Origin of the sequence: Duganella qianjiadongensis (genome assembly GCF_009857915.1) — a bacterium.
GTDB lineage: Bacteria > Pseudomonadota > Gammaproteobacteria > Burkholderiales > Burkholderiaceae_D > Rugamonas > Rugamonas qianjiadongensis.
In genome coordinates, this window is the sequence record NZ_WWCM01000001.1 from 143,972 (window position 1) to 160,661 (window position 16,690).

At 63.6% G+C, this 16,690-nt stretch carries 13 protein-coding genes; 8 read left to right on the top strand and 5 right to left on the bottom strand.

Annotated elements, in window-relative coordinates; all coding sequences use genetic code 11:
- Window positions 1-114: 114 nt before the first annotated feature.
- Together GTP27_RS00715 and GTP27_RS00720 are read left to right on the top strand one after the other, a co-directional pair.
- Window positions 115-942, top strand: coding sequence for a universal stress protein (locus GTP27_RS00715; RefSeq protein WP_161037280.1), 828 nt, complete (start codon window positions 115-117; stop codon window positions 940-942).
- A gap of 24 nt (window positions 943-966) precedes the next feature.
- Entirely contained in the window at window positions 967-2,400 is a 1,434-nt protein-coding gene (locus tag GTP27_RS00720) for a bifunctional enoyl-CoA hydratase/phosphate acetyltransferase (protein ID WP_161037281.1), read from the top strand.
- Window positions 2,401-2,469: 69 nt separating this feature from the next.
- Here the strand turns inward: GTP27_RS00720 and GTP27_RS00725 are convergent, their stop codons facing one another.
- Complete coding sequence (locus GTP27_RS00725) at window positions 2,470-3,495, bottom strand: sodium-dependent bicarbonate transport family permease (RefSeq protein ID WP_161037282.1); 1,026 nt, start codon at window positions 3,493-3,495, stop codon at window positions 2,470-2,472.
- Between the two features lie 86 nt (window positions 3,496-3,581).
- On the opposite strand from GTP27_RS00725, the gene GTP27_RS00730 reads away from it, so the two are divergent.
- Window positions 3,582-4,493, top strand: a complete 912-nt coding sequence (locus GTP27_RS00730) for a LysR family transcriptional regulator (protein ID WP_161037283.1) — start codon at window positions 3,582-3,584, stop codon at window positions 4,491-4,493.
- 176 nt (window positions 4,494-4,669) lie between these two features.
- Window positions 4,670-5,320 carry a PEP-CTERM sorting domain-containing protein gene (locus GTP27_RS00735; RefSeq protein ID WP_229633266.1) on the top strand — a complete coding sequence of 217 codons (651 nt, stop codon included), beginning with the start codon at window positions 4,670-4,672 and terminating at the stop codon, window positions 5,318-5,320.
- A 19-nt stretch (window positions 5,321-5,339) separates the two neighbouring features.
- Here GTP27_RS00735 and GTP27_RS00740 read toward each other — a convergent pair whose 3' ends face one another.
- From GTP27_RS00740 to GTP27_RS00750, 3 genes are read right to left on the bottom strand one after another with little or no spacing between them, the layout of a single operon-like run.
- Window positions 5,340-5,513 carry a hypothetical protein gene (locus GTP27_RS00740; protein ID WP_161037284.1) on the bottom strand — a complete coding sequence of 58 codons (174 nt, stop codon included), beginning with the start codon at window positions 5,511-5,513 and terminating at the stop codon, window positions 5,340-5,342.
- Window positions 5,514-5,556: 43 nt separating this feature from the next.
- Window positions 5,557-6,699 carry an MFS transporter gene (locus GTP27_RS00745; protein WP_161037667.1) on the bottom strand — a complete coding sequence of 381 codons (1,143 nt, stop codon included), beginning with the start codon at window positions 6,697-6,699 and terminating at the stop codon, window positions 5,557-5,559.
- A 41-nt stretch (window positions 6,700-6,740) separates the two neighbouring features.
- The gene (locus tag GTP27_RS00750; protein WP_161037285.1) at window positions 6,741-7,514 is read right to left on the bottom strand and encodes a DeoR/GlpR family DNA-binding transcription regulator; all 774 of its coding nucleotides are present in this window, start codon (window positions 7,512-7,514) and stop codon (window positions 6,741-6,743) included.
- A 261-nt stretch (window positions 7,515-7,775) separates the two neighbouring features.
- Here GTP27_RS00750 and GTP27_RS00755 point away from each other — a divergent pair, with 261 nt between their 5' ends.
- The 4 genes from GTP27_RS00755 to GTP27_RS00770 all read left to right on the top strand — a co-directional run bounded on the left by GTP27_RS00755 (window position 7,776) and on the right by GTP27_RS00770 (window position 14,569).
- Entirely contained in the window at window positions 7,776-10,232 is a 2,457-nt protein-coding gene (locus GTP27_RS00755) for a PAS domain S-box protein (RefSeq protein ID WP_161037286.1), read from the top strand.
- On the top strand, window positions 10,220-10,846 hold the full coding sequence (locus tag GTP27_RS00760; RefSeq protein ID WP_161037287.1) for an ANTAR domain-containing response regulator: 627 nt from the start codon (window positions 10,220-10,222) through the stop codon (window positions 10,844-10,846). Before GTP27_RS00755 ends, GTP27_RS00760 begins: the two co-directional genes overlap by 13 nt.
- Before the next feature lie 175 nt (window positions 10,847-11,021).
- A complete protein-coding gene (locus GTP27_RS00765) occupies window positions 11,022-12,638 on the top strand; it encodes a methyl-accepting chemotaxis protein (RefSeq protein ID WP_161037288.1) in 1,617 nt (538 codons plus the stop codon).
- The gene (locus GTP27_RS00770; RefSeq protein ID WP_229633268.1) at window positions 12,635-14,569 is read left to right on the top strand and encodes a putative bifunctional diguanylate cyclase/phosphodiesterase; all 1,935 of its coding nucleotides are present in this window, start codon (window positions 12,635-12,637) and stop codon (window positions 14,567-14,569) included. Before GTP27_RS00765 ends, GTP27_RS00770 begins: the two co-directional genes overlap by 4 nt.
- 8 nt (window positions 14,570-14,577) lie before the next feature.
- Here the strand turns inward: GTP27_RS00770 and GTP27_RS00775 are convergent, their stop codons facing one another.
- The gene (locus GTP27_RS00775) at window positions 14,578-16,548 is read right to left on the bottom strand and encodes a methyl-accepting chemotaxis protein (protein WP_161037289.1); all 1,971 of its coding nucleotides are present in this window, start codon (window positions 16,546-16,548) and stop codon (window positions 14,578-14,580) included.
- Window positions 16,549-16,690 lie beyond the last annotated feature (142 nt).

Sequence of the window (16,690 nt, forward strand, 5' to 3'; positions counted from 1 at the left end):
GAAACTGGAAATTTTTGATCTGAATCAATCATTTTTTTGAGCGAAATACCTACGATAGTGGCATGTGCGCGGAGCGTCCCGCCTTCGTCCACACCACACACGGAAGGAAATGTCATGTCTTACAAGACCATCTTGGTTCAAGCCGACTTACCCGACACAGTCGCCAACGGCATCCGTCTGGCATCCCAGCTTGCCAACGCCTATGAAGCCCATCTGGTGGGCTTCGCCCTCAGTGGCGCCGATCAGGCCATCGCCCAGTGCAATGCCGCCGTAGCGGGCATGGTAGCCCTGCCCACCGATATGAGCGCACTGACGGAAAAAGCCGATGCACAGCTGGCCGCTTTTGCGAAACAGGCACAAGGCTATGGCGTTTCCTCCTACGAAACCCGGCGTATCGACGACACGCCCGACTATGCGCTGGTGATGCAGGCGCGCTATGCCGACCTGCTGGTAATGCCGCAGGGCGACAGCAGCGGCACGCCGTCGGCCGTACTACAATACGTCATGCTGCACGGCGGTAAGCCAGTGCTGATCGTGCCGACCGCCAGCAAAGTCGAACAGATAGGCCAGGCGCCGCTGCTGGCATGGGACGGTGGTCAGCAGGCTGCCCGCGCCATCAACGCGGCATTGCCGCTGCTTCAGCGCGCCGGCAAAGCTACCCTGGCCGTGTTCAACGGTACCGAGCACTATGCCGCCCACGGCCAGCAGCCGGGCGCCGATATGGCAACCTATCTGGCACGTCAGGGCGTGCAAGTGGAAGTGGTACAGAAAACCACCAAACAGCCTATCGGTACGGCACTGCTGGAACTGGCCGCCGAACTGAAGGCCGACCTGCTGGTGATGGGCGGCTACGGCCACTCGCGCCTGCGTGAAATTGCACTGGGTGGCGCAACGCGCGACGTGCTCAAACAAATGAACCTGCCGGTTCTCATGACCCACTGATCCGGCCTTCCGAAAGGCACAGCAATGACCGACGCAGTAAATGATGCCGTCCATGAGACGCACGAGCAGCAGGATATCATCGAGAACATCACTTACGCAGAACTGAGCGTCGGTCAGAGCGCGCGGCTGTGCCGCACCCTGACGGAAAACGACATTGCCGCTTTCGCCGCCGTGTCAGGCGATATCAACCCGGCCCACGTCGATACCGAATATGCCGATCACACCCTGTTCCATGGCGTGATCGCGCACGGCATGTGGGGCGCGGCACTGATCTCGCGCCTGCTGGGCACGGTGCTGCCCGGCCCCGGCACCATCTATCTGGGCCAGACTCTGAAGTTTCTCAAGCCAGTGCGCATCGGCGACGAACTGCGCATCACGGCCACCGTCGCCAGCAAGGAAGACGAGAAGAAGCACGTTACGCTCGATTGCGAAATCAAGAACCAGAATGGCGCCGTGGTACTGTCCGGTCTGGCCACGGTGATCGCGCCGACGGAAAAAGTGCGCCGTCCGCGCACCCAGCTGCCGCCCCTGTATATGCCATCGCGTCACCAGTACACCAGCTTGTTCACCAGCGTGGCCGGGCTGGCTGCCGTACGCTGCGCCGTGGTGCATCCCTGCGATGCTGCCTCGCTGCGCGGCGCGTTGGAAGCAGGCCATAAAGGCCTGATCGTGCCGGTGCTGATCGGCCCGCAAGCCAAGATACAGGCCGTGGCCGACGAAGCCGGTCTGTCGCTGCAAGGGGTGGAGCTGATCGACGTGCCGTACAGCCATGCGGCAGCGGCACGCGCCGTGCAGCTGGCCGCCAGCGGCGACGTCGAAATGCTGATGAAGGGCAGCCTGCACACGGATGAACTGATTAGCGCCGTGCTGGCCGAACCGGCGCTGCGCACCAAGTCCCGCCTGTCGCACGTGTTCCGGCTGGAAGTACCGATGTACGACAAGGTGCTGCTGATCTCCGACGGCGCGCTGCACATCCAGCCTGACCTCAACGACAAGGCCGACATCATCCGCAACGCCATCACGCTGGCGCATGCGCTGGGCACGCCGTCGCCCAAGGTGGCCATCCTGTCGGCCGTGGAAACCGTCACACCGAAAATTCCATCCACGCTGGACGCTGCCGCCCTGTGCAAGATGGCCGAGCGTGGCCAGATTACGGGCGGCGAACTGGATGGCCCGCTGGCCTTCGACAACGCCATTTCGCCCGCCGCTGCGCGCGCCAAAGGCATTACCTCCAGCGTTGCCGGTCATGCCGACATACTGATTGCGCCCGATCTGGAGGCCGGCAATCTGCTGGCCAAACAGCTCGAATATCTGGCTGGCGCCGCTGCCTGCGGCGTGGTGCTGGGCGCCACCGTGCCTATCGCCCTGACCAGCCGCGCCGATCCGGCCGATTCGCGCACCGCCTCCGCTGCGCTGGCACTGCTGCTGGCCCACAGCTACCGCCAGCAGCGTCCCTGAATCTGCCACAAGCGCCGGCCGCACACAGAACCTGCGCCTGGCGCCGCAGGCACTGCTGACCGTGCCGGCCTAGCCCAGCACGATACGGGCCACGGCCACGTAGAGCGGAATACCGAACAGGATGTTCAGCGGGAACGTCACGCCCAGACTCAGGCCAAAATACAGCGACGGCGTCGCTTCCGGCATGGCATAGCGCAGCACGGCCGGCACGGCGATATACGAAGCGCTGGCAGCGAGCACCATCAGCAGGGCTGCATCGCCGGTAGGCAGGTGCAGCAGCACGGCCAGCGTCAGCGCCAGTGTGGCATGCAGCAGCGGCCCCAGTATGGCGTAGGCCACCAGCACCGGGGATTTGCCCCGTATCTGCAGCAGATTACGCGCCGCCATCAGGCCCATATCGAGCAGGAAGAACGCCAGCATGCCTTTGAACAGGTCGCCGGAGAACGGCTGCATGGCGGCCTTGCCTGCGTCGCCCGTGACGATGCCGACCACCATGGCACCGAGCAGCAGCAACTGCGCGCCGTCGGTGAACGACTCGTGCAGTATCTTGCCGACCGAGACACCCTGCTTGCCGCCAGCGCCGGACAACGCTGCCGGACCGGCCAGCACGGCAGCGCCGCCAGCGGGCGTGACCGCGCTGCCACCGGCCTGCTGGCGCAGGCTGTTGGCAAACACTATGGCCATGATGATGGCGGGCGATTCCATCAGCGCCATCGCTGCCGCCATGTGGCCGCCATACGCCACCTGCTGGTTTTCCAGATACTGCACGGCCGTGACGAAGGTCACCGCACTGACGGAGCCATAAGTCGCGGCCACGGCAGCCGCATCGAAGCCGGAAACGAACTGGCGCAGAACAGTGTAGCCGATCAACGGCACGGCGATGGCCAGCGCCACGGCGGCGGCCAGACTCAGGCCCACATTGGCCGTCAGGCCCGAATGCGACAGCGCAAAGCCGCCCTTCAGGCCCAGCGCCATCAGCAGGTAGAGCGAGAGGAAGCGCGAGATGGCAGGCGGAATTTCAAGATTGGAGCGCACGGCGCCAGCCAGCACGCCGAAGACAAAGAACAGAATGGCAGGATCTAGAATGTTTTGCATGGTTTTTTCTCCTTGGAACGAATTCTAGGGAAACACAGATATCATGTAAAATCGATTCTTATCTCATCATGCATAGATAAAACTCTATGAATATCACTTTCCGGCAGTTGCGCCTGTTTCTGGCGCTGGCTGAAACGGGCAGCGTCAGCGCGGCAGCGCGCGCCATGCATGTAACCCAGCCCACCGCATCCATGCAGCTCAGAGAAATCAGCGCCTCGATCGGCCTGCCCCTGTACGATGTGATCGGCAAAAAAGTCCATCTGACCGAGGTGGGGCGGGAGCTGGCCGAAACGGCGCGCGCCATCGGCCGCAGCTGGGACAGCTTCGAACAGCAGGTCGATGGCATCAAGGGACTCTCGCGCGGCAAGCTGCGCGTGGCGGTGGTCAGCACCGCCAAATACTTCATGCCGCGCCTGATCGGCAGCTTCTGCACGCGCTATCCGGCCATCGATGTCGCGCTAGAAATCCTCAACCGCGATGGCGTGGTGCAGCGCCTGCGCGACAATCTGGACGACCTCTACATCATGTCCATGCCGCCGGCCGAAATAGCGCTGGGCGACGAAGTCTTCATGCCCAACCCTATCGTCGTCATCGCTGCCAGCAATCACCCGCTGGCGCGGCGCCGCAGCGTCAGTCTGGAACAGCTGGCAGATCAGCGATTTATCCTGCGCGAGCCGGGCTCGGGCACACGCATGGCCGCCGACCAGTTCTTCCATGCCCACCGCTTCCGCGCCAATATCCGCATGGAGCTGGGCAGCAACGAGGCCGTCAAGGAATCTGTTGCTGGCGGGCTGGGCATAGGCGTAGTGTCTCGCCATGCCCTGCACGGCCAGCAGAAAGAACACGGCGTCAGCGTGATCAATGTGAGCGGTTTTCCCCTGCCTTCGGCCTGGCACATCGTCCACCCTGCCAGCAAGAAGCTGACGCCGCTGGCACAGGCCTTCAAACAGCATGTGCTCACGGCGATAGCTCCTGAGGCCGGGCCCGCCACGCGATAGCCGGGCCGCTTAGGCCTTAAAAGCCACACTATTTATTGCGCTTATCGCAATAAAACTAGTGGATTAATAATTTCCAGTATTATTTCCACATTGCATGGAGTAGCATCACACGGATGTGCAGGTCTGCACGGGCGGCCGGCTGCCCGGCAGACGGCGAAATTCAAGAGGAGAACGTGATGCAGATTGCAAAAAGGACCCTGTTGACTTGCCTGCTTGCAGGCGCATCGCTGAGTGCACAGGCGGCAGTACTGAGCTTTGACGATGTGCCCAACGGTACCCGGGGCAGTTTCGTCAGCGCAGGGTTTGCCTTTACCCTGAGCGGTCTGGCTTCGGGCATGTACAGCGGACAGAGCTGCGGCCCTAGCTGCCCGGTCAACGGTACCGTGCTGGCACTGGCACCGTATGGCGACTTTCTGGGCGATTCCGCTGCCCTGACCATGGTAAAACGCGGTGGCGGCACCTTCTCGCTGGTGGGCTTCGATGGCGCCGGTTCGTTCAACTTCAACGACGTGCACACGCCTGCCAATTTCCCCCGCCAGATCGACGTCATCGGCCATGTGCTGGGCGGCGCTAGCGTTACCCAGTCCTTCCTGATCGACACCTCGACGCTCAGCGGTCCGATGCCGCTGGTCAGCTATCAGTTCAACAGCAGCTTCAGCAATCTCACCTCTGTCACTTTCAGGAGCAGCGGCAGCAGTCTGGCGATGTTTAACGGCTTCACCGTGGATAATATCGAAACCTCGCCTGTGCCTGAACCCGGTTCCTATGCCATGCTGCTGGCCGGTCTGGGCCTGCTCGGCTGGACAAGACGACGCCGCGCCCGCTAGGCCGGGGCAAATTCCAGCCTCAGTGAGCTGTGGCTGGCCACGGCCTGCCAGCGCTGCGCCAGTTCCAGTACTGCGTCATACAGCGCCCGCGCGGCAGCGGGATCATGGTACCCGTCTCGCTGCCGTCGCGCCGCTCGCAGCGCAGCTGATCGTATTTTTCGTTCTTACCCAGTTTGCTGGCGATAAGCAGCATAGTCTGCTTCCCTTCATGACACCAAGGCCGGTGCGATAAGCCATTATGCCTTGGCCGGACGCCCGGATACGAGCCATAGCGCCGAACATGGCACACACGCGAGCAACGCTGCCAGCAGCCAGAACGCCTGCGGCAGCCCGACCAGCTTGGCAATAAAGCCGATACCGGCCGGCCCCACCAGTATGCCCGCATAAGCCGTGGTGGAGATTGCCGCAATCGCCAGACCGGCCGGCATCACCTGCTGCAGGGCCGCACGGCGGAACAGCACCGGCACGATATTCGCGCAGCCCAGTCCGATCAGGCCGAAACCGGCCAGCGCCACCAGCCCGCTCGCTGCCGTCAGCAGCACGGCAAAGCCGGCCAGCGCCAGCACGCCGCCGCCCAGCAGCGTGCGCTGGTCGCCCAGCCGGGTGGCCATATAGTCGCCGCTGAAGCGGGCCAGCGTCATGGCAATGGAAAACACGATATAGCCGCTGCCCGCCTGCTCGACAGCAAACAGACCCTGCTCCGTCAGCAGCAGCGCGCCCCAGTCCAGCAGCGCACCTTCGACCAGAAAGGTAATACAGGTCAGCAGCGCTATGCCCAGTACCAGCCCGCGCGGCAGGGCAAACATGGCGCCGCCGCTGCGCGCACCATCACGCAGTATGCGCGGCGCGGCCAGCAGCATGCCCAGCACCATCACGGCGCCGCACAGCGCGGTAGCAGGCAACGCTGGCAGCCGTTGCGATAGCAGCAGCGTCATCACCGCCGAACCGGCAAAACCGCCCACGCTGAACAGCGCATGGAAGCCCGACATCAGGGACACACCGGCCCTTTTTTCCACTTCCACCGCATGCATATTCATCGCCACATCGAGTGCGCCCAGCGTGGCGCCAAAGGCCAGCAGATTCAGGCCCAGCGCGGGTACTGAGTCGGCCAGCGGCAAGGCCGCCAGCGCCGCAGCGAAGCCGAAGCCGCTGACGATCAGCAAAGGCCGGGTGCCATGCCGCACGGCCAGCGCACCGGTCAGCGCCATCGCCAAGATGGAACCCACGCCTATGCATAGCAGCAGCAGGCCCAGCACATGTTCATCGAGACCTAGTCTGGCTTTGGTCTGCGGGATCAGCGGAGCCCAGCATGAATAACCGAAACCGGCAACGAGAAACAGCACGCGTGTCGCGAGCCGTGCGGGGGCGTCGGAAACTATAGCCACAGTATCTCCAGAAAAAGTCAGTAGGTAGTAGGGAGCTAAGCGAGCGGACTGGCACGCAAAACCAGGCTGCCGCGCTGTTCGAGCGCATCGGCACAGGCGGCCGGTGCATCGTGTTCCAGCACATAGCAGTCTATGGCCGCGCTGGCGCAGATGCGGTACGGCGCCCGCGTCTGCAGTTTTTCGCTGGTGAGCAGCAGCGCGCTCTGGCCGGCGCTAGCCAGCAGCGCCTGCTTGAAACAGGCATCGGCCAGATGGAAGGCACTCGCCCCCTGTTCGATAGAAAAAGCACAGGCGCCGAGGAAGCAGCGGTCCGGCTGCAGCCGCTCCAGCATGGACAGCGCAATCGCATCGATACAGCCGCCCACATGGGCATCCACGCTGCCGCCCAGCATCAGCAGCTGTAAGCCGCCGCGCTGCTGCACGGCATTGGCGATGGCAATCGAATTGGTGGCCACCGTCACACCGCTGTCGGCCGGCAGAAACGGCAGCAGCGCCAGATTGCTGCTGCCGTTATCGAGAAACACCAGTTCGCCGGGCTGGACCAGCGTAGCGCCCACCCGTGCCAGCGCCGTCTTGCGGTCCGGCACGTGGGCCATGCGTTGCGCCATGGAGGTGGCTGCCGGCGACAGCGGCAGCGCGCCGCCATATACGCGCCGGCACAGACCAAGCGCTGCCAGTGCCCGCAGGTCGCGCCGGATGGCATCTTCGGAAACGCCGAATTCGCTGGCCAGCGTGGCCGCAGCGACGGACTGGCCCTGCTCCAGCCTGTGCAGGATGAGATCGCGCCGGTTACGGGGAATATCGTTCATGACGCCATCATAATGCGCACAAACAAGAAGGTAAACGAATATTCATGCATGTTTATGCATGAATTACTCAAAACACGTACAAACGCGCAGCCGATTGCACAGCCACGCCAGCGCTAGTTACGTGCAAAATGCAACTAAAACACAGGATGCATACTGCTTCCTGTATATTTGAGTTGGGTCAAATTATTTCCAAAAAATAAAACCTATTATTTAATAATAATCAAAACCACGCGTTTTTCCGGCCCGCGTGATCCAGTTCCGATGCAAAGGCACACTCTCAAAACCCGGCTCACCGTCACCATGCTGGCTATCAGCCTGCTTGGTCTGTGGTCGCTGTCGTATTTCTCCACCCAGGTGCTGCGGCAGGATATGGAACACATGCTGGGCCTGCAGCAGCTTTCGGCGGTAACACTGGTCGCCACGTCGCTCGATGCCGCCATTAACGAACAGGGCAGCAGCCTCAGCCATTTAGCCCATAGCCTCGCCCCGTCCATGCTGGAGCGGCCCGAACGCCTGCGCCAGTTGCTCGAAGGACTGGATAAAGGTCTGCAATTCGACGCTGGCCTGCAGGTCCACGATCTGCAGGGCCATTTGCTGGTCAGCGCAGCCGCCAGCCGGGGCGGCAGCGTACCGCCACCGTACGTGCTACCGGCAGAACTGAACCCCGCGCGCGTGACGGTCCATGCCAGCAGCCGCCTGTCCGGCCTGCTCCCCCTGTCGGTCCCTATGCTGGACCAGCATGGCCAGCGCTATGCCACGCTCACCGGTTTTACCAATCTACGCAACAGCAATTTCCTCAGCCGTCTGCTCACTGCCGGCTATGGCGGCAGCGGCAGCTATATGGTGGTGGAACCGGACCAGCGCCTGGTCATCGCCTCCTCCAATCCGGCCTATGTGCTGGGCAATATCCCGCCCGTGGGACAGAGCGCACTGGTCGACCGCTTCGTTGGCGGCTACCAGGGTTCCGGCGTCACCCGCAACAGCAGCCGAACGGAAGTACTGGCTTCAGCCCATCGCAGCGAACTGGCCAGCTGGTATGTGGCCGCTGCCCTGCCCACCAGCGATGCTTTTGCCCCCGTCGCCACCATGCAGCGCCACCTGCTGCTGGCCACCATCGTATTTGCCCTGCTGCTGGGCGGGCTCACCTGGTGGACCTTGCGGCGCCAGCTGGCACCGTTGATGGATGCTATCCATAAGCTGACCCAGATGCGCGTCAGCGTCGCGCCGCTGCAGGCGCTCAGCGTCCAGCGCGACGATGAAATCGGCCGCCTGTTTGTGGCATTTAACGGTCTGCTGGCGGCCCTCAACCAGCGTGAAGTGGCTTTGCAGCAGAGCGAACGCAAACTGGCCGACATCCTCGACCATGCCGACAGCTTTGTCTATCTGAAAGACCGCGAAGGCCGCTATCTGTATGCCAACCGGCGTGTACGTACCCTGTTCCAGCGTACCATGCAGCAGCTGGCCGGCCGGCGCGACGAAGAGTTCTTCAGTTCCGCCAGCGTGGCCATCTTGCGCCAGCACGAACAGGCCGTGTGGCAGTATGGCGCCACACTGCGGGTGGAAGAGCCCACCGTGGACCGGCGCAATGGCCGCGCCGCCATCTATCAGAGCGTCAAGCTGCCGCTGCGCGACCAGTCCGGCGAAATCTACGCCATGTGCGGCATTTCTATCGATATCACCGAGCGCAAGCAGACGGAAGAAGCGCTGCGGATTGCTGCCATCGCCTTCGAAGCGCAGGCCGGCATTGCCGTGCTCGACACCAACCTGCGCATCCTGCGCGTCAATCAGGCCTTTGCCGACATTACCGGCTATCTGCCGGCCGAAGTGTCCGGCCAGCCCATCAACATCCTGCGTTCGCAGCGCCAGCCCGAGGGCTATTACGAAGAGATGTGGCGGACCACCCGCAAGCACGGCGTGTTCCGCGACGATGCGTGGCTGCGCCGCCGCAATGGCGAGGACTTCTATGCGCGCGGCACCACCAGCGCCGTGTACAGCGTACGCGGCGAAGTCACCCATTACGTCTGCCACCTGATCGACGTGACCGAAAGCCACCAGCGCGAAACCTTGCGTCTGCAGCAGGAGGCGGCGCATCGCGATGTGCTGGTGCGCGAAGTGCATCACCGCATCAAGAATAATCTGCAGGGCATCACCGGCATCCTGCGCCAGTTCACCTACAAGCATCCGCAGCTGGAAGAGCCCATCAGCCATGCCATTTCGCAGGTCAAAGGCATGTCGGTGGTGCACGGCCTGCGCGGCCGGGCCGCCGATGGTGCCGTTCACCTGTGCGAACTGTGCGCCGAAATTGCCGATCAGGTCAGCGCGCTGTGGCAGACCGTGATCCGCTTCGATCTGCCGCCGCTCTGGCAGCCGGCCGGCGTGGCCGACGATGAGGCCGTGCCGATAGCCCTGATCCTCAACGAACTGATACTTAACGCTGCCAAGCACGGTGGCCGCGACCATGGTGGGGTCGACATCAGGCTGCGCCGCACAGCGATTGCGCAGCAGATCGAAATCACCATCAGCAATCAGGGCCTGCTGCCCGCCCAGTCGGCCGCCACGCCCGATCCCTACAGCGGGCTGCAACTGGTCCAGGCGCTGATGCCGCGCGCCGGCGCCAGCCTGAACATGCGTCAGCAAGAACAACTGGTGCTCACCACCCTGCTGCTGGCGCCACCTGCACTCCAAATAACTACCCGGGAAACACCATGTACAACTTAACGAAACATGCCGCCCTGCTGCTGGTCGAGGACGACCGGCTGGTACTGAGCACTATGGCCAGCGGCCTGCGCCATGCTGGCTATCAGGTCGATTGCGCCGAATCGGCCGAGCAGGCCGAAGCATGGCTGGCGACGGGCGCCCGCCCCGATCTGGCCATCGTCGACGTGCGTATGCAGGGTCAGGGCGGACTGGCACTGGCCGAACGACTGTCGCAATTAGACCACATTCCCTTCATCATGCTGAGCGCCTACGGCGAGGCGGCCATGGTGGAACAGGCCACCCGCAGCGGCGCCCTCGCCTATCTGGTCAAGCCGCAGGATGTGCAGCAGCTGCTACCCGTGATCGAAGCGGCGCTGGCGCGCGCCAGCGAGCTGGACAACCTGCGCCGCAGCCAGCGCCAGCTTCAAACAGCGCTGGATACCGAGCGCAGCGTCAACGTGGCTACCGGCATCGTCATGATGGAATACAAGCTGAGCCGCAGCGCCGCTTTCAATCTGCTGCGCGATGCCGCCCGGCGCCAGCGCCGCAAGCTCACCGACGTGGCCGACGAGGTGGTGAGTGCGCGCAACCTGCTCAGTCTTGGTGCAAATAATCTACCGACAGCACCAAAATAATTGACCGGCGGCACAAAAAACGGTAAAACTACTTGAACGGAACAGTCCCTACCCCTGATTGTCCTGCCTGAGGCCCTGAACACGCCTCGTTAGCCGGCTGCAATGCAACAGAACCTGCAGCCCGATAACTACTGCCCCAGATCTGTCTGGCAGTGCGTGTTCACCGGAGCTTCATATGCAACTCAACCACTACAAAGTCGGTACCCGTCTGGCGGCAGGCTACGGCCTGATCGTCGCTTTCCTGATCGGCATTACGCTGCTCGCCTATTCCCGTCTCGCCAACCTCGACGACAGCATCCGCCTGATCGTGGAAGACCGCTATCCTAAAGTCGTGTATGCCAACCAGATACTGGAAGGCATCAGCGATAACGCCATCCGCCTGCGCAACCTGCTGCTGCTCGATAATCCGGAACTACAGCAGCGCGATCTGGCCGCCATCAAGGCCAGCAGCGAGCGCGTGAGCGGCTACATCAGCCAGCTCGACCGCTTGCTGACCACTCCCAAAGGACGCGCCATCCTGGCCGATATGCAGGAAGCGCGTGGCCATTATCTGCAAAGCCAGCAGCGCGCCCTCAGCCTGTTCGAAAGCGGCGACCGGGACGGCGCAGTTGCCATCATCATGGGCCCCATGGCGCAGCAGCGCCAGGTCTATTTCGAACGCGTGCAGGGTCTGGTCCAGTTGGGCGGCAAACTGATGGAAATCGCCGGTGCCGACGCCCACGCTGCCAGCGCCGACGCCATCCGCCTGATGCTGCTGCTGGCCGGCGCCGCCATACTGGCCGCCGTCGCCTGCGCCTGGGCCGTCACGCGCAGCATCACCGCGCCCCTCAACGCCGCCGTCAGCGCCGCCGACCATGTGGCCGACGGCAATCTGAGCCAGCGCATCGAGGCTGGCCGCGGACGCGATGAAACCACCCATCTGATCAACGCCATGGCGCGCATGAACAGCAATCTGGCCGACATCGTGCAGCAGGTGCGCCATGGCACGGTCAGCATCAGCGCTGCGGCCGCCCAGATTGCGGCCGATACCGTCGACCTGTCAGCCCGTACCGAACATCAGGCCAGTGCCCTGCAACAGACTGCCACCTCGATGGAAGAACTGACCGCTACCGTGCAGCAGAATGCCGCCCACACGGCACAGGCCAGTTCGCTGGTGGCCGACAGCCGCGCGCTGGCCGACCGCGGCGGCAGCGTGGTGCAGCAGGTGGTGCAGACCATGGACAGCATCAACCAGTCGTCGCGCCGGATTGCCGACATCACTGGCGTGATCGACGGCATCGCCTTCCAGACCAATCTGCTGGCGCTGAATGCGGCGGTGGAAGCAGCGCGCGCCGGCGAACAGGGGCGCGGCTTTGCCGTGGTGGCTGGCGAAGTGCGCAATCTGGCACAGCGCTCGGCGGCGGCGGCCAGCGAAATCAAGCAGCTGATTGCCACCTCGGTGGCGCAGGTAGAAGATGGCTCGCAGCTGGTGAGCGAAGCCGGCAGCGCCATGCAGGCCATCGTGCACAGCGTGCAGCAGGTGAGCAATGTGATCCGCGATATCGCCATCGCCAGCGAAGAGCAGCGCTGCGGCATCGAGCAGATCAATCAGGCCATCGTCGAGATGGATGGCGTGACCCAGCAGAACGCCCATCTGGTGGACCAGACCACCAATGCTTCCGCCCAGCTCGACCAGCTGGCCGGCGCCCTGAGCGAAGTCGTGGCCCGCTTCCGCCTCGAAGGCGCTGCCCGCAGCAGCATGCGGCCGGCAGCCACTGCCGCGCCCCTGCAACTGGCCAGCGCTAGCGCATGATACCGCCCAGCTGCCAGCATGGCGTGACCAGCGCTGCGCCGCGCCGGACTGGCTTGCAGCTGCCGGGCGCTGTGGCGGCGACGCTGCTGGGATTGCTGCTGGCCGCACTGGCAGCACTGGCGCTGCAGCGCCAGCATAGCGTGCTCGCCGCTGCCCTGCTGGCCGTGCTGCTGGTGCTGCTATTGGCACTGGCCGTGCACCACGCCGCGCTGCTGCCGCGGCGGCGCCTGGCTATCCAGCAGAGACGCGAACAGATCACCTTCGATGCAGCACCGGATGGCATCGTGCGGGTGGACCAGAACGGCATCATCCGCATGGCCAATCCGGCCATGCAGAGGCTCAGCGGCTACAGCCTGGACCAGCTACTGGGACAGAACGTGGCCCTGCTGCTGCCGCCCGCCCAGCGCGCCCGCCACGCCGGCTATATGGCCGGCTATTTTGCCCAGCCGCGCACCCGTGCCATGGGCGAAGCCGCACTATCGCTGCTGTGCAGCGACGGCAGCCTGCGTCCGGTGGAAATTTCGCTCGGCCACTGGCAGGATGGCGGCCAGCGCCATGCCATCGCCTATGTGCATGATCTGAGCGAGCGCCACGCTTTCGAACGTACGCTGCAGCACCGCGCCACCCATGATGACCTGACGGGCCTGCCCAACCGGCGCCTGTTCAAGGCCCTGCTGCAGCAGGCCGCGCTGCGCTCGGCGCGGCAGGCGACACGTCTGAGCCTGCTCTTCCTCGATCTGGACCGCTTCAAGACCATCAATGACAATTTCGGCCATGCCGTGGGCGACCGCGTGCTGATCGAAGCGGGCAGCCGCATCCAGTCGGTCCTGCGCAGCGGCGATGTGCTGGCGCGGCTGGGCGGCGACGAATTTGCCATCCTGCTCGGTGATCTGGGCAGCCCGGACGATGCCATGCGGGTGGCCGCCAAGCTGCTCGATGTACTCAAGGCCCCCTATTCGCTGCGCCACCAGCAGATCTATTCCGGCGCCAGCATAGGCATCGCCTTCCTGCCCGACGATGCGGCCAACGTCGATACCCTGCTGCGCTATGCCGATATGGCCATGTATCAGGCCAAGCAGAACGGGCGCGGACATTACGCCTGCTATTCGCAGGAGCTCAATGCGCGCGCGCACGAAGACATGCTGATCCATGCACGGCTGAAAGAAGCGCTGGCGGAAAACCGCCTGCAGCTGCATTACCAGCCGCAGGTCGATGTCCAGACTGGCACCCTGCAGGCAGCCGAGGCGCTGCTGCGCTGGCACGACGAACAGCTGGGACAGGTATCGCCCGAGCGCTTTGTGGGGGTGGCCGAAGCCACCGGCCTGATCCTGCCGCTGTCGGACTGGGTGCTGGAACAGGCCTGCCGGCAAATCTGTCACTGGCAGCAGGCCGGCACTCCGCTGAGAATAGCGGTGAATTTTTCCGCCCACCAGTTCAACCAGCCCGATCTGGCCCAGCAGGTCGCCGCCATGTTACAGCGCACGGGCGCACCGGCCGGATTGCTCGATATCGAAATTACGGAAACGGTGGTGATGGCGCGGCCCGATCAGGCACGCGCCCAGATCGCTGCGCTGGTGGCACTGGGCTGCAGCGTGGCGCTGGATGATTTCGGCACCGGCTATTCATCGCTGACGCGGCTCAAGGATCTGCCGGTCAGCAAGCTGAAAATCGACCGCAGCTTCGTGCAGGGCCTGCCCGGCGACTCGAATGACTGCACGATAGCCCAGGCCATCATCGGACTGGCGCGCAGCTTCAATCTGAAGATGGTGGCCGAAGGGGTGGAAAATGCCGGCCAGCTGGCCTACCTGCGCGAGCAGGGTTGCGAGCTGTATCAGGGCTGGTGGTATGCCCGCGCCATGCCGGCCGAGGCCATGGGCGAACTGCTGCTGGCGCAGCAGCCGGTTCAGGCGCAGCTGCCGGTTCAGGCCTAGCTGCTGCTTCAGGCATAGGCCAGCGCAGCACGCTGCGGACGCACCCGTTCCAGCGTAAACACCGCCACTGCCTCGCTCAGTGCGCCGGCCTGTTCCTTGAGCGACTCCGATGCGGCGGCCGACTGTTCCACCAGCGCGGCATTCTGCTGGGTCATTTCGTCGATCTGGGCGATGGCCAGATTGACCTGCTCGATGCCGGTACTTTGCTCCTGCGCGGCCAGCACCATCTGCGACATAATGGCGGTCACCCGTTCCACGCTGCCCACCACTTCCGTCATGGCCAGCCCCGCATGTTCGGCCAGCGCATTGCCCGCTTCGATGCGCTGCACGCTGTTATCGATCAGCTGTTTGATGTCGCGCGCTGCCGCTGCCGAACGCTGCGCCAGATTGCGCACTTCGCCCGCCACCACGGCAAAGCCGCGGCCCTGCTCGCCCGCCCGGGCCGCCTCCACCGCAGCGTTCAGCGCCAGCAGATTGGTCTGGAAGGCGATGCCGTCGATCACGCTGGTGATATCGACGATGCGGCGCGCCGCCAGATTGATTTCACCCATGGTACCCACCACCTGCTGCACCACGGCGCCGCCACGTTCGGCCACGCCGGCAGCAGTACTGATCAGCTGATCGACTTCGCGCGCATGGTCGACACTCTGCCGTACGGTAGCCGTAATCTGCTCCATCGAGGCAGCGGTCTGCTGCAGATTGGAAGCCTGGGTTTCCGTGCGGCTGGACAGATCGAGATTGCCGCTGGAGATATCGCAGGATGCCGAATCGATATTGCCAACGCTGCTGCGCACGCTGGATACGATGTTCAGCAAGCCCTGATTCATCTCCTGCAGGGCATGCATGAGCTGGGCCGTTTCGCTCAGTCCGCCCGGCTGGAAACGCGACGTCAGATCGCCTTGGGCGATACGCCGGGTGATCTCCACGGCCCGCACCAGCGGCAGGCTGACGGAACGGGCAATCAGACGGGCAAACAGGCCGGCGGCCACGATCAGGCCGGCCATGGCGGCAAACATCAGCCAGCGGCGGGTGTGCAGCGCAGCGATGCGGGCTTCCAGCATGGTTTTCAGGCTGCTGGCTGCTGCACCGTTAATGGCGAACTGGGCGTCGATGGTGCTGGTGGCCCGTTCCAGATAGGTCGCCGACGCATAATCGAGCGTCGGAGCCTGTACGATGCGTTGGTTCGCCAGCGCCAGGAAAGCCTGAGTCTGCTGCTCGGCGCTCTGCCATGGCGTGGCCAGCGCGCTGGCCAGTTCTGCATTGGCCTGCGTGGCCTTGTGCAGCGCAATGCCGGTCTGCTCCAGCCTGTCCTGTACGCGGGCAATCGCGCCCGCCAGCGCAGCGCGCTGTTCGGCGCTCGCCTCATGCTGGTTCAGCAGCGCCGTCCCCATGGCGCGCAGACGTCCGGTTTCTTCGGCCAGATACGGCATCTGGTAGTACACCGCCTGGATCAGCTGGTGGCTATCGACGCTGCTATCGAGCTGCAGTTCATACTGGTCAGCCACCATATCGTTCACGCCGAGCAGGCCGGCAATCAGGCTGGTATGCAACTGATAGCTCTGCGCCACCGACATCTGGCCCGCGGTGAAACTCTCGCGCAGACTCTGCCAGCGCTGTTGCTGCTGCTCCCAGCGCGCTGCCAGCGGGGGGGCATCCATTGCCTTGACCAGTTCGCCCATGCGGGCATAGGCCTGATCGACCTGCTGCTGCTTGGCTGCACGCTTCTGTCCTGCCTCGCTGCCGCCGCCCAGCGCCAGCGCAGCCAGCCCGCGATGCTGCTGGGTCAGCTGGATGACTTTGAAGATGGCGGCCGCCGGTTGCGTGCCCTCGATCTCGGTCTGGGCGGCCTCGATGGTCGCAGTGGTCTGCTGCAGATACAGGCTAGCCGGGATCAGGGCGACCACCAGCGCCACCACGGCCAGCAGAACAAATTTCTGCCATAACAGCAGACGATCCAGAAGTGCGTCTATAGATTTCATCGTCATTCTCGTGAAACGGACTGTGCGCGGGAGTGGGGAGCACATAACAAACCAGCGAGCGCAGGCAGGCGCAGGCTTTAAAGATGCAGCGACGATACTGGTTTAAAAAGATGACGTCAAGCAACCTAAATCAAGGAATCCG

Coding starts and splice junctions, on each gene's coding strand:
- GTP27_RS00715 (WP_161037280.1), top strand. CDS start 115: ATGTCTTACAAGACCATCTTGGTTCAAGCCGACTTACCCGACACAGTC.
- GTP27_RS00720 (WP_161037281.1), top strand. CDS start 967: ATGACCGACGCAGTAAATGATGCCGTCCATGAGACGCACGAGCAGCAG.
- GTP27_RS00725 (WP_161037282.1), bottom strand. CDS start 3,495: ATGCAAAACATTCTAGATCCTGCCATTCTGTTCTTTGTCTTCGGCGTG.
- GTP27_RS00730 (WP_161037283.1), top strand. CDS start 3,582: ATGAATATCACTTTCCGGCAGTTGCGCCTGTTTCTGGCGCTGGCTGAA.
- GTP27_RS00735 (WP_229633266.1), top strand. CDS start 4,670: ATGCAGATTGCAAAAAGGACCCTGTTGACTTGCCTGCTTGCAGGCGCA.
- GTP27_RS00740 (WP_161037284.1), bottom strand. CDS start 5,513: ATGCTGCTTATCGCCAGCAAACTGGGTAAGAACGAAAAATACGATCAG.
- GTP27_RS00750 (WP_161037285.1), bottom strand. CDS start 7,514: ATGAACGATATTCCCCGTAACCGGCGCGATCTCATCCTGCACAGGCTG.
- GTP27_RS00755 (WP_161037286.1), top strand. CDS start 7,776: ATGCAAAGGCACACTCTCAAAACCCGGCTCACCGTCACCATGCTGGCT.
- GTP27_RS00760 (WP_161037287.1), top strand. CDS start 10,220: ATGTACAACTTAACGAAACATGCCGCCCTGCTGCTGGTCGAGGACGAC.
- GTP27_RS00765 (WP_161037288.1), top strand. CDS start 11,022: ATGCAACTCAACCACTACAAAGTCGGTACCCGTCTGGCGGCAGGCTAC.
- GTP27_RS00770 (WP_229633268.1), top strand. CDS start 12,635: ATGATACCGCCCAGCTGCCAGCATGGCGTGACCAGCGCTGCGCCGCGC.
- GTP27_RS00775 (WP_161037289.1), bottom strand. CDS start 16,548: ATGAAATCTATAGACGCACTTCTGGATCGTCTGCTGTTATGGCAGAAA.